At 59.5% G+C, this 12,544-nt stretch carries 13 protein-coding genes; 8 read left to right on the forward strand and 5 right to left on the reverse strand.

Features of this window, described 5'->3' with window-relative positions; all coding sequences use genetic code 11:
- Window positions 1-48 precede the first annotated feature (48 nt).
- The 3 genes from B3I26_RS21710 to B3I26_RS21720 form a co-directional block, all read right to left on the reverse strand.
- A complete protein-coding gene (locus tag B3I26_RS21710; RefSeq protein ID WP_296260700.1) occupies window positions 49-1,053 on the reverse strand; it encodes an asparaginase in 1,005 nt (334 codons plus the stop codon).
- 29 nt (window positions 1,054-1,082) lie between these two features.
- The gene (locus B3I26_RS21715; RefSeq protein WP_296260701.1) at window positions 1,083-2,534 is read right to left on the reverse strand and encodes an alanine/glycine:cation symporter family protein; all 1,452 of its coding nucleotides are present in this window, start codon (window positions 2,532-2,534) and stop codon (window positions 1,083-1,085) included.
- 372 nt (window positions 2,535-2,906) lie between these two features.
- A complete protein-coding gene (locus B3I26_RS21720; protein ID WP_296260703.1) occupies window positions 2,907-4,331 on the reverse strand; it encodes an aspartate ammonia-lyase in 1,425 nt (474 codons plus the stop codon).
- 216 nt (window positions 4,332-4,547) lie between these two features.
- Between B3I26_RS21720 and B3I26_RS21725 the strand changes: the two genes are divergently transcribed.
- The 7 genes from B3I26_RS21725 to B3I26_RS21755 all read left to right on the forward strand — a co-directional run bounded on the left by B3I26_RS21725 (window position 4,548) and on the right by B3I26_RS21755 (window position 9,090).
- On the forward strand, window positions 4,548-5,456 hold the full coding sequence (locus B3I26_RS21725) for a LysR substrate-binding domain-containing protein (protein WP_296260705.1): 909 nt from the start codon (window positions 4,548-4,550) through the stop codon (window positions 5,454-5,456).
- Window positions 5,457-5,534: 78 nt separating this feature from the next.
- Window positions 5,535-5,960, forward strand: a complete 426-nt coding sequence (locus B3I26_RS21730; RefSeq protein ID WP_296260707.1) for a hypothetical protein — start codon at window positions 5,535-5,537, stop codon at window positions 5,958-5,960.
- Complete coding sequence (locus tag B3I26_RS21735) at window positions 5,957-6,124, forward strand: hypothetical protein (protein ID WP_296260709.1); 168 nt, start codon at window positions 5,957-5,959, stop codon at window positions 6,122-6,124. Before B3I26_RS21730 ends, B3I26_RS21735 begins: the two co-directional genes overlap by 4 nt.
- A 291-nt stretch (window positions 6,125-6,415) precedes the next feature.
- On the forward strand, window positions 6,416-6,907 hold the full coding sequence (gene purE, locus B3I26_RS21740; protein WP_074754780.1) for a 5-(carboxyamino)imidazole ribonucleotide mutase: 492 nt from the start codon (window positions 6,416-6,418) through the stop codon (window positions 6,905-6,907).
- 7 nt (window positions 6,908-6,914) lie between these two features.
- Window positions 6,915-7,997: a 5-(carboxyamino)imidazole ribonucleotide synthase gene (locus tag B3I26_RS21745; RefSeq protein ID WP_296260710.1), complete on the forward strand. Its 1,083-nt coding sequence runs from the start codon at window positions 6,915-6,917 to the stop codon at window positions 7,995-7,997.
- Between the two features lie 230 nt (window positions 7,998-8,227).
- Window positions 8,228-8,473 carry a GlsB/YeaQ/YmgE family stress response membrane protein gene (locus tag B3I26_RS21750; protein WP_296260711.1) on the forward strand — a complete coding sequence of 82 codons (246 nt, stop codon included), beginning with the start codon at window positions 8,228-8,230 and terminating at the stop codon, window positions 8,471-8,473.
- 80 nt (window positions 8,474-8,553) lie between these two features.
- A complete protein-coding gene (locus B3I26_RS21755; protein ID WP_296260951.1) occupies window positions 8,554-9,090 on the forward strand; it encodes a DUF3299 domain-containing protein in 537 nt (178 codons plus the stop codon).
- 112 nt (window positions 9,091-9,202) lie between these two features.
- On the opposite strand, the gene B3I26_RS21760 is transcribed toward B3I26_RS21755, so the two are convergent.
- Together B3I26_RS21760 and B3I26_RS21765 are read right to left on the reverse strand one after the other, a co-directional pair.
- A complete protein-coding gene (locus B3I26_RS21760) occupies window positions 9,203-10,114 on the reverse strand; it encodes a D-hexose-6-phosphate mutarotase (RefSeq protein ID WP_296260712.1) in 912 nt (303 codons plus the stop codon).
- Between the two features lie 90 nt (window positions 10,115-10,204).
- Window positions 10,205-10,606, reverse strand: coding sequence for an acyl-CoA thioesterase (locus B3I26_RS21765; protein ID WP_062379844.1), 402 nt, complete (start codon window positions 10,604-10,606; stop codon window positions 10,205-10,207).
- Window positions 10,607-11,120: 514 nt separating this feature from the next.
- Between B3I26_RS21765 and B3I26_RS21770 the strand changes: the two genes are divergently transcribed.
- On the forward strand, window positions 11,121-12,413 hold the full coding sequence (locus B3I26_RS21770; protein WP_296260715.1) for an MFS transporter: 1,293 nt from the start codon (window positions 11,121-11,123) through the stop codon (window positions 12,411-12,413).
- Window positions 12,414-12,544 lie beyond the last annotated feature (131 nt).

Below are 12,544 nucleotides of genomic sequence, written 5' to 3' on the forward strand. Positions count from 1 at the left end.
GCGGTAAACGGAATCGATGCAAATATGCCTGTAACAAGCCGCCGTGGCTTACCGCAACTCCCCGCACATATCGAGCTCCAGCAACCGACGCACTTCATCGGCTGGCAAATCTGCCCCTAACAGCGCATGCAGTTTGCCGAATGCCGCTTCGCGCGTCATGCCGCCGCCCGAGAGGACGCCGACGGTGCGCAGGCGGCTACCGGCTTCGTAGACGTCCAGTTCGACGCCGCCTTCATGGCATTGGGTGATGGCTATCACGCAAATGCCCTGTTGATAGGCGCGTTGCAGACTGTTGAGGAACGCCGGATTATCGCTGGGGCCGGTGCCGCTGCCGAAGCATTCCAGGACCAAACCTTGAATGCCACTGTCGATCAAGCCGTCCAGTTGCGCGGCACTTATACCCGGAAAAAGGGGCAATACCGCCACGCTAGCCAGTTGCTTGGGCCGGCGATAATCCAGCGCCGCAGGCAGCGTGCCAATCGCGGTGCCACCGCGTGAGCGATTCAGTGCAGCAAAAGGGTTGCGACCAAAGCTGCGGATCTTTGCGCAACGAGTCGGCTGCATCAGCGCGCCGTGGAAGTACAGATGCACGCCCGCGGGCAAGCCCTTGTCCAAGGCCTGTAGCGCGCCGTTGACGTTTTCCCACGCATCGCTGTCCGGCACGCCGGCTGGCAGCATCGAGCCGGTAAACACGACCGGCGCATTCAGTCCCAGCAATTGAAAGCTCATGGCTGCGGCGCTGTAGGCCAAAGTGTCGGTCCCGTGCAGAATCAGCACGGCATCGCTGCCCTGAACGTCAATCGCATCGATCACCGCTTCACGCAAGCGTTGCCAGTAGGCGGGGGTCATGTTGGCGCTGTCGATCAGTGGAGACATCTGGCGAAACTGCCATGGCGGCACCACCAGCGCGGGCTGGCCAGCCAGTTGGTTGGCCATTCGCGCTTCAAAACCGGAGGCTGGCGCCAAGCCGTTTTCGCTGGCCTGCATGCCGATGGTGCCACCGGTGTACAGCACCATCACTTGCTTGGCCGGTGCCTGATTGTCGCGACTCATGAGTGTCTCCTTGAGCGAGCTGTCGGAGGTTAAGGCGTGTCGACGATTGTTTTGCCACCCGCTGTCGCAGGTTTGGCCGTCACGTCGCCATTGGGCTTGGGCCACGCTTTAAGGTCCAGATCCAGATCGGGGAACTGGCTGGAGTCGAAGACCGGCGTCTTGATCCCTGCCTTACGCTGAGCATCGTAGTCGCTGAGGATACGCAAACCGATATTGAACAGCATCGCCAGGGCAATCAGGTTCACGAAGGCCAGCAGGGTCATGGTGATGTCGGCAAAGGCGAACACGGTGCCCAGGTCTTCGACAGCGCCCCACAGGATCAAGGCCAGGACCAAGGCGCGGTAGCTGAGCAGCGCCTTGCGGCTCTCGCCCAGCAGGAAGCGCAGGCTGTTCTCGCCCAGGTAGTAGTTGTAGAGAATCGAGGTAAAGACGAACAACGCCAAGGCCACGCTGATGAACAGCTTGCCCCAATCGCCTACCACCGCCGCCAGCGAATTTTGCGTCAGCGCGATGCCATCGCCTTCGAAACCCGGGGTATAGAAGCCCGATAGCAGGATCAACAGCGCGGTGCAGGTGCAGATAACGAAGGTATCGAGGAAAACGCTGAACGCCTGGACCACGCCCTGCGCAACCGGGTGCTGCACCTCGGCAACAGCTGCGACGTTGGGCGCGCTGCCAAGACCGGCTTCGTTGGCGAACACGCCACGCTTGACGCCCATGACGATTGCGCTGCCGATCAGGCCGCCGAACACTTCATCCATGCCGAATGCGCTTTTGACGATGGTCATCAGCATGTGCGGGACGTGCTCGAATTGCACGCCGATCACGTAAAGGGTGACGCCGATGTAGACCAGGGTCTTGACCGGGACCAGCAGGTCGGCCACGGCGGCGATGCGTTTGATCCCGCCAACGAAGACCAGCCCCAGCAGTACCGCCAGCCCGATACCGGAATACAGGGGGGACACACCAAACGCGTCATTTAGCGAGTGGGTGACGGCGTGGGATTGCAGGCCGTTGAACGCAAAGCCGAAAGTCACCAGCAGCAAAAGCGCCATGATCATGCCCAGCCAGCGCTTGCCCAGACCGTGCTGAATATAGAAAGAAGGACCGCCCCGATACTGGCCTTCGGAGTCACAGCGTTTGTACAGCTGGCCGAGGGAACATTCGAAGAAGCTGCTGGCCATGCCGACCAGGGCCGTGACCCACATCCAGAACACAGCGCCCGGCCCGCCAAGGGTAACGGCAATCCCGACACCGGCAATGTTACCGGCGCCGACGCGGCCGGCGAGGCTCAGCATCAGGGCCTGGAACGAACTCAACTGGCCCGAGCTACTGCGCAAGCTGTCGCGAAAGACCGCGAACATATGAAAGAAGTGACGTAGTTGGACGAAACGCGAGCGAATCGTGAAATATCCACCGAGCCCGACAATCAGCACGATCAGCAGTTTTCCCGAGAGGAAGTCGTTGATGACTTCAAGCATTGATGTTTCCTCGCTTTTTTAGAGGGGCCGCACTATACCGGTGCGCGTTATTGGAGTCTGTAAACCGTTTCAGCTTTTATGCTCGTTTCGTCGGGTTGCTGAAGATCGCTGCCTGGGTCATCTGCCATCTGGCTGGGTAGTCCTATGGCCTTTCGGCTTGATTCCAAGGGCGACGCCGCCTGCACGCCGAACTGCTATAGACGGTGTCGTCTGTGATATTTGCCGGTAACAAGGCTTGTGATCAGCCCGGTCAGCAAAGATTCAGGGCAAAAAAAAGGGCCTGGAAGCGTGTGCTTCCGGCCCTCAAAAGGGTGAGGGGTGTCTAGGCCCTCAGCCTGGTGATCGTCTTGCGGGTATAGCGACAGCTCTTGGTCAGGCCTTCAGGGGCACCAATCGTGGAGCGATCATGTTTTCGGGGCGCAGGATGTCGGCGAGCATCGCGTCGTCGAGCAGGCCTTCCTCGCGCACCAGTTCCAGTACGCCACGGCCCGTCTCCAAGGCGACACGGGCAATACGGGTAGCGTTTTCGTAGCCGATGTAGGGGTTGAGCGCAGTGACCAGACCGATCGAATGCTCGACCAGCTCACGACAGCGCACCTCGTTGGCAGTAATGCCAACGATGCAATGCTCGCGCAGCATGTCCATGGCCCGTTGCAGCAGGCGAATCGAGTCGAAGATCTTGTAGGCGATCAGCGGCTCCATCACGTTCAACTGCAGTTGACCGCCTTCGGCAGCAACGGTCAGGGACAAGTCATTGCCCATGATTTCGAAGGCGCACATGTTCACCGCTTCCGGAATCACCGGGTTGACCTTGCCTGGCATGATCGAGCTGCCCGGCTGACGCGCTGGCAGGTTGATTTCGTTGATGCCGGTACGCGGGCCGCTGGAAAGCAAGCGCAGGTCATTGCAAATCTTCGACAGCTTGACCGCCGTGCGCTTGAGCATGCCGGAGAACAGCACGAACGCGCCCATGTCGGAGGTGGCTTCGATCAAGTCGGCGGCGGGCACCAGTGGCTGGCCGCTGATGATGGCCAGTCGCTCCACAGCCAAGTGCTGATAGCCCGGGTCGGCGTTGATCCCGGTACCGATGGCGGTGCCGCCCAGGTTTACTTCGGTCAACAGCTCGGGCGCCAGACTGCGCAGGCGGTTGAGGTCTTCAGTAAGGGTGGTGGCGAAGGCCCGGAATTCCTGACCGAGCGTCATCGGCACGGCGTCCTGCAGCTGGGTACGGCCCATCTTCAGCACGTGATTGAATTCCTGGCCCTTGGCCGCGAACGCCTGAATCAGACTGTCGAGGCTGGCGAGCAGAGCGTCGTGGCCCAACAGCAGGCCCAGGCGAATGGCCGTCGGGTAGGCGTCGTTGGTCGACTGCGCCATGTTGACGTCGTTGTTCGGGTGCAGGTGCTTGTATTCGCCTTTGGCATGGCCCATCGCTTCAAGGGCAATGTTGGCGATGACTTCGTTGGCATTCATATTGGTGGACGTACCGGCGCCACCCTGGATCATGTCGACCACGAACTGCTCGTGGAAATCACCGCGAATCAGACGTGCACAGGCTTCACTGATAGCGGCGTGCTTCGCGCTGCTCAAATGGCCCAACTGATGGTTCGCATCGGCGGCCGCTTGCTTGACCATGGCCAGTCCGACGACCAGTTTCGGATAGTGCGACAGCGGAACACCGGAGAGGTGAAAGTTATTCACCGCGCGCAGCGTCTGGATGCCGTAATACGCTTCTGCGGGTACTTCAAGGACGCCAAGCAGGTCTTTTTCGACGCGAAACGATGCAGCGCAGGACATGATAGAGACATTCTCAAGAGAGGCACGGGCTAAGCCGCAACGCCGCTAATACTAGGCCTGCGGGCGATTGCGAACCAATGCTGTTAAGCGCTAGCCTATGCACAAACGGCATAATGTGGATGTGACGTTCCGATTGAGTCGAGCGTGTGAATGACGCAAGCGACTCATCAAAATCACCGATTCCTGCAGCGCTCCCACCTATCCCAGAGAAAACCGATGAACCTGGAAAGCAAATGGCTGGAAGACTTCAGCGCGTTGGCCGCGACCCGCAGTTTCTCCCAGGCGGCCGAGCGGCGATTCGTCACGCAACCGGCGTTCAGTCGGCGAATTCGCAGCCTGGAAGCTGCGTTGGGGCTGCAACTTGTCAATCGCTCACGCACCCCCATCGAACTGACAGCGGCGGGGCAGCTGTTTCTGGTCACAGCGCGCACGGTGGTCGATCAGCTCGGCGAAGTCTTGCGCCATCTGCATCATCTTGAAAGCGGACAAGGCGAGGTCATGCAGATCGCTGCGGCGCACTCGTTGGCTTTGAGCTTCTTCCCACGCTGGATCGCGCAGTTGCGCAACGAAGGCTTGAACATCGCCACGCGACTGGTGGCCACCAACGTCGGCGACGCCGTGCATGCGCTTCGGGAGGGCGGCTGCGACCTGATGCTGGCGTTCTACGACCCTGACGCTGCGCTGCAGATGGACGCTGAGATATTCCCCTCGCTGCATTTGGGCATGACGGAAATGCTGCCCATTTGCTCAGCCGATGCCGAGGGCAAGCCGTTGTTCGATTTGGAGGGCGAGCACAGCGTGCCGTTGCTGGCGTATAGCGCCGGAGCGTTTCTGGGGCGCTCGGTGAATCTGCTGCTGCGTCAACGCAATCTGCGCTTTACGACCGTGTACGAGACCGCGATGGCCGATAGCCTCAAGGGCATGGCGCTGCAAGGGCTGGGCATCGCCTGGGTGCCCCGGCTGAGCATTGCTGCTGAGCTTGAGCGCGGTGAACTGGTGATTTGCGGCGGTGCTCAATGGCACGTGCCGCTGGAGATTCGCCTTTATCGCTGCGCCCTCGTGCGCAAGGCCAATGTGCGGCTGTTATGGCGCAAGCTGGAAGGCGGCGCGGCACAGGGCGGTTGATCGCCTGTGAATCGAGCTTTTGTTTTCGATCCTCTAGGCTGGAGGGCGAAACGTGCCAGTGTTCAAGGGAATGAGTGGATGTCGAAGTTTTACGAGTATTTCAAGGAAAACATGGACGCTCTCGGGCTGCCTGCCCCCGAGTCGCTGTTTGGCACTCTGTCTGCCGCCACCGCTACTTCCAGCACGTTGTTGACCCAGATCGACAAGTTCGGCAAGACCGTCACCGTGGGCGAAGCGATCGGTGCTGGCACTCGCCTGGAACAGCTGGGTGTTATTGCGGCTTGCTCCGCCGCGTTCTATGTGGGGGCGGTGATCGGCAGCATTGCGGTGGCCACAGGACGTTCACTCGCAAGTGGCACATCGATTTCCGAAGTGCTCTCCATGGCCCGCAGCCATGATCTTGACCGCCCGTGGCTCAGTGCCTGCCTGATCAAGTTTCCCGGTATTTATAAGCCGCAAGTGCCGGGCAAGCTTCACTACCGTCAGGGGATGGTGATCGTATGAAAGACGCCTTCTCGTTGTTGGTCGCTGGCGTGGTTGTCGCCGTAGTCGCCTGGGGCTTCTGGCACTCTCTGTGGGGCGACGGTTTCGCCGTGCTGAACCTCGTGGCGCTGGTGGTGCTGGTCGCCGATAACTTCAGGCTGCGCCGCCAATTGAAGCGCTCCTGATTCAACGTTCTCGCCACTGCCCTGCCGATGAGCGCGTCCGACGCTGGATAGCTCGCTGCCATGCCTGTTCCCAAAGTGCCTCCGACGTCCTGTTGTGCTTGACTCGAAAGTCAGCGAAGCCGCGGTTTCCAGCGCTGATAGAAGGTCTATTTATCGCCGATCTTTACGGTATACTGCGCGGCCTTTGGCCGGTTGCACCGGTCATAATTCGTACGACAAGCCACGCCGGTTTTCCCGCGTGGCTTGTTGTTTTTAGACGCGCCCGCGGGCGCCCGATGAAGAGGCACGACGATGAGCGCACTGGTTGGCGTGATCATGGGCTCCAAGTCCGATTGGTCCACCCTTAGCCACACCGCCGACATGCTGGAAAAGCTCGGCATTCCGTACGAAGTCAAAGTGGTGTCGGCCCATCGCACACCGGACCTGCTGTTCCAGTATGCCGAAGAGGCCGAAGGCCGCGGCATCGAGGTGATCATCGCTGGGGCGGGCGGTGCCGCTCACTTGCCGGGCATGTGCGCTGCCAAGACCCACCTGCCTGTATTGGGCGTGCCGGTGCAGTCCTCGATGCTGTCGGGTGTCGATTCGCTGCTCTCCATCGTGCAAATGCCTGCAGGCATTCCGGTCGCGACCCTGGCTATCGGCAAGGCGGGCGCGATCAACGCCGCACTGTTGTCGGCCAGCATTCTGGGTGCCAAACACCCGCAATTTCATGCAGTGCTGAAAAAATTCCGCACTGAGCAGACAGACAGCGTTCTGGACAATCCAGACCCACGCGAGGCCTGAGGTTTTCATGAAGATCGGCGTAATCGGTGGCGGCCAGTTGGGTCGCATGTTGGCACTGGCGGGCACCCCGCTGGGCATGAACTTCGCCTTCCTTGACCCCGCTCCGGACGCTTGCGCCGCCGCGCTGGGCGAGCATCTGCGTGCCGATTACGGCGATCAGGATCACTTGCGCCAGTTGGCTGACGAGGTGGATCTGGTGACGTTCGAGTTCGAAAGCGTGCCGGCGGAAACCGTGGCCTTTCTCTCGCAGTTCGTGCCGGTCTATCCAAGTGCCGAAGCCTTGCGCATCGCTCGTGACCGCTGGTTCGAAAAGAGCATGTTCAAGGACCTGGGTATTCCGACGCCTGCGTTCGCCGATATTCAGTCCCAGGTCGATCTGGACGCCGCCGTCGACAGCATCGGTCTGCCTGCCGTCCTCAAGACCCGCACCCTGGGCTATGACGGCAAAGGCCAGAAAGTCCTGCGCAAGCCTGAAGATGTGCTCGACACCTTCGCCGAACTGGGCAGCGTGCCGTGCTTGCTCGAAGGCTTCGTGCCGTTTACCGGTGAAGTTTCGCTGATCGCAGTGCGCGCCCGCGATGGCGAAACCCGCTTCTACCCGCTGGTGCACAACACCCACGACAGCGGCATTCTGCGTCTGTCCGTTGCCAGCACCGATCACCCGTTGCAGGCGCTGGCTGAAGACTACGCCGGGCGTGTGCTCAAGCAGCTCGATTACGTCGGCGTACTGGCTTTCGAGTTCTTTGAAGTCGATGGCGGGTTGAAAGCCAACGAAATCGCCCCGCGCGTTCATAATTCAGGTCACTGGACGACCGAAGGCGCCGAGTGCAGCCAGTTTGAAAATCATCTGCGCGCCGTCGCCGGCCTGCCGTTGGGTTCCACTGCCAAGGTGGGTGAGAGCGCGATGCTCAACTTCATCGGTGATGTGCCGGCTGTGGAGCAGGTCATCGCCATCGACGATTGCCATTTGCATCACTACGCAAAGGCATTCAAGGTCGGCCGCAAGGTGGGTCACGCGACCCTGCGCTGCAAGGATCGCGAGACGCTGGACCGTCAGGTCAAGCAGGTTGAGGCGTTGATCAAAAACTGATCAGGTCTGTTTAGTCGCTCGGGCCAATGCCCTGCAGCAGCCCGGCTCGCCGACGGTAGCGAGCCTGAATTGGCCCCCGATGGCCAGCCGGATTGCCATGGATGGCTGCGGGTCTTCAGATCCCTTTGCCCATATCACGTTGAACCATTCCAGCCCGCGCGCCCTCTCATAGCGTGTTGTCAATGGCCGCCTAGGCTTTGACATATCCATTCAAAACAGAGGGACATGGCATGGGAATCATTGGAACCATCTTTATCGGCCTGATCGTGGGTCTGTTGGCTCGCTTTCTGAAGCCGGGCGACGACAGCATGGGCTGGATCATGACCATTATCCTGGGTATCGCCGGCTCTCTGGTGGCGACCTACGGTGGCCAGGCACTGGGTATCTATCAGGCAGGCCAGGGTGCGGGATTCCTCGGCGCGCTGGTTGGCGCGATCGTTTTGCTGGTGCTCTACGGCTTGATCAAAAAGAAGTGAAAGTGAATCTGGCCCTCTGCGCTAATCCTGCGCAGAGGGCTAGAATGCGCGGCATTCAACTGCACATGCCGGGCACCTCAATGCGTCGTTTTCTTCTCCTCTCTCTGCTGCTGGTCTTTGGACTGGCACGCGCTGCCGATTTGCCTGAAACCGACTGGCTGGAACTCATGCCCAAGTCGGATCAGAAAGCCCTGGAAGCCATGCCCGAAATCGACCACGACTCTCCTGAAGCCCAGGGGACGTTCGACAGCAAGGGGGGGTTGAAGCAAAGCAAGGGCCTGCCTGCAGTCATGTATTCGACCAAGACCGTAGCCGCGATGAACGGCAGGAATATTCGTCTGGGAGGCTACCCGGTGCCGCTCGAAACCGATGCCAAGGGCCACAGCACGCTGTTTTTCCTGGTCCCTTACCCGGGTGCCTGCATTCACGTCCCACCACCGCCGCCAAACCAACTGGTGCTGGTGCGCTACCCCAAGGGCCTGAAAATCGATGACATCTATACCCCGTTGTGGGTCATCGGCACGTTGAAGGTCGAGAAGGTCAGCAACGATCTGGCCGATGCAGCCTACGCACTGGATGCTGCCAAGGTTCGTGTGGTGACCGAGGCGGACCTGTAAGGCGCGCACCGCGAGCCTTGATCGATTCGCAGTCCCTGTAGCAGCACGGCGAGCCGGCGGTTGCCTTCGGAAATCGCTTGCGCTGGCAGGCCGTGTGACGACAGGTTATCCATTACTCGTCGTTCAACGGCTCCGCCCAGATCCTGACACGCATCTCATGCATGTCGTTGGGTTTGAGCGTCACGATGTCTGTCATGACATTCGCGGTTTCGACGCACACCATGCCCTTCCAGCCATCGGCCTGCATGTCACTGAAGGTCTTGGTCTTTTCAATCCATGGATTCCAGACCACCGCTGATTTCGAACCACCGGTCTGGACCTGAATCCTGCGTTTCCATTCAGGGTCAATAATCGAAACCAACTCAGGGGTGTCCTGATAGATGCGATCCGTCTCACCTGTAAAGGTGATATCGCCGGCCTGCACGTTCGGTTTTTCCCAGCTTTCCAGGGTATTCAGGTAACTGACGCCATCGAGCCCTTCGATGCGGACCTGATGCACGTCGCTGACCGCGAAATAGCTGTGCAGCGCCTGGCTCAGACTGACGTCTTCAGGCCCGGCGTTGAAGCTGATCAGGCTGACGTTGAGGGCCGCATCCAGGCGAATCTGCAGCTTCAGGCCGACGGTGTGCGGCCAGCCGGGCAGTTGACCTTCGGCTTTGGGCTGAATGAACTCAACGATCAGCGCGTCCCCGTCTTCACCCATGCCCATCAGCTCCCAATCGATCGCCCGGACCTCGCCGTGAGCGTTCGCTGGCTCGCTGCTTTGACGCATGTTTTGGACGCTTTGCGGGTTGCGCTGGAAATTGCCGAACCACGGCCAGCAGACCGGCATACCGCCGCGAATCGCCTTGCCGTGCTTGAACACCGCGCCCGGGTTGGACCAGATCAGAGGTTGGTCGCCGTCGATTTGATAGCTGATGACATGTGCGCCCTGTTGGGCGACCACCAGTTCGGCCTGGCCGTGGCGAATACGCCAGCAATTGAGCTCACCGAGCTGGATGGATTCGACTTCTGGCGTAGGCATAGAGGTACTCACTCAAAGGACAGTGACTGAATCAGACTGTGCCAAGCTTGATGAGTTTACTGCGCGCTGCCAAGTGCATTTGACCGCTGCTCAGCGCCGGGCAGGAACCGAGCGGGTACGACCACTGCCGTCGATGGCGACAAAAACGAATACCGCTTCGGTCACCTTGCGCCATTCGCTGGACAGTGGATCATCGCTCCACACCTCAACCATCATCTGGATCGAGCTGCGGCCAATTTCCAGGGTCTGGGTGTAAAAGGACAGCTGCGCGCCAACGGCCACCGGAACCAGGAACGCCATGCGATCAATGGCAACTGTCGCCACGCGTCCGCCTGCTACCTTGCTGGCCATCGCTGTGCCGGCCAGGTCCATCTGCGCGACCAGCCAGCCACCGAAAATGTCGCCAAAGCCATTGGTTTCGCGAGGCAGTGCGGTAATTTGCAAGGCGAGATCGCCTTGCGGGATTGGATCTTCTTGCTCTAACTCATTCATCTAGGGGTCCCTCTGACCCATGACTCTCCCGGCTATGTCCGAAAAGTGGTTTGCGCTGGACGTGCCGCATAAAAACAGGCCTGGAATGCTCGTTTTATTACCCTAAACCGCACTTCCTCGCCTGTGTTCGCCTAGCCTAGCCTTCGCTTGCACACTTTCCCAAGCCTAAGTCTTCTTTAAGTAATTAGGGAAACTCTGCGAAAACGACTTAAGTAAATGGTTTCGCACAAATTCCCAGAAAACGGGTGAGTCGCGGCCGGGCAGTATATCGGTCGTCACGTCTCCCTACGACCGCCTTGCCTTGATTTAGCCATGCACGCGTTGCAATCCATGTGCATCCTCGCGCAATTTGCTATCGTGCCGGACCGATTTGGCACACTACGCCGATATTGGCACGCAATTTTGATGCCCGATCAACGCTTCGAGTCGATAAATCGCGTGCACAGCCGTTACCCATGGCCGCATCGCAACTGATTATTCGTCCCGAAAGAGCCTCAAAAGAGAAGCCATTGTCATGTCCTCTGTGTCTTCAAGTGTTGCGCAGCCTTCGCGTCCGCTGACCCGTAACGACTATAAAACCCTGTCGCTTTCCGCCTTGGGCGGTGCGTTGGAATTTTACGATTTCGTCATTTTTGTTTTTTTCGCGGCCGTGGTCGGCAAGCTGTTTTTCCCGGTGGATATGCCGCAATGGCTGCGTTTGATGCAGACCTTTGGTATTTTCGCCGCCGGGTATTTGGCGCGTCCGTTAGGCGGCATTGTCATGGCGCACTTTGGCGACCTGCTGGGCCGCAAGAAGATGTTCACGCTCAGTATCTTCCTGATGGCCGTCCCAACCTTGATCATGGGTCTGCTGCCAACGTATGCGCAGATTGGTATCTGGGCGCCGCTGCTATTGTTGCTGATGCGCGTTATCCAAGGCGCCGCGATCGGGGGCGAGGTGCCAGGTGCGTGGGTATTCGTTTCCGAGCACGTTCCCGCACGTAACGTCGGTTACGCCTGCGGTACGCTCACTTGCGGTCTGACTGCGGGCATCTTGCTCGGTTCGTTGGTCGCTACCTGGACCAACAGCCTTTACACCCCGACCGAGGTATCGGACTACGCCTGGCGGATTCCTTTCCTGCTCGGGGGTGTGTTTGGCCTGTTGTCGGTCTACCTGCGCCGTTGGCTGCACGAAACCCCGGTCTTCGCTGAGCTGGAACTGCGCAAGGAGCTGGCCGATGAAGTTCCGCTCAAGGCGGTCCTGCGGGATCATCGTGGCGCGGTTGTACTGTCAATGGCATTGACCTGGCTGCTCTCGGCTGGCGTGGTGGTGGTCATCCTCATGACCCCGACTCTGCTGCAGACCACCTATGGTTTTGCCCCGGCTATCACGCTCAAGGCCAACAGCCTTGCGATCGTTCTGCTGAGCCTGGGCTGCATCGGTGCCGGCGCGCTGGCAGATCGCTTCGGCGCTGGCCTGGTGTTCGTGTTCGGTTCGCTGGGTCTGTTGATCAGCTCCTGGACGTTCTACCACACCGTCGGTGACCACCCCGATCTGCTCTATCCGCTGTACGCCATCACTGGCTTGTTCGTTGGCACCATCGGTGCCGTGCCATTCGTGATGGTCAAAGCCTTTCCGCCGGTTGTGCGCTTTTCCGGGCTGTCGTTCTCTTACAACCTGGCATACGCCATTTTCGGTGGGCTGACGCCCATGGTCGTGACCCTGATGCTCAAAGCCAACCCCATGGGGCCTGCGTGGTATGTCGCTATTCTCTGTGCGATGGGGATGGTGATCGGCGTTTATCTGTTGAAGAAGAAAGTCGCCTGAGGCCAGCTCGGCGCTATGGATATTATCGGCTGACGTTAAGGCCGCCTTCCAAGCCGGAGGCGGCCTTTCATTTTTCTGTCATATCTTGGTCATAGAGTAGTCACGTGGCCATCGCCGACCCCGGCCACCTT

This window comes from Pseudomonas sp. UBA5706 (assembly GCF_002419965.1).
GTDB lineage: Bacteria > Pseudomonadota > Gammaproteobacteria > Pseudomonadales > Pseudomonadaceae > Aquipseudomonas.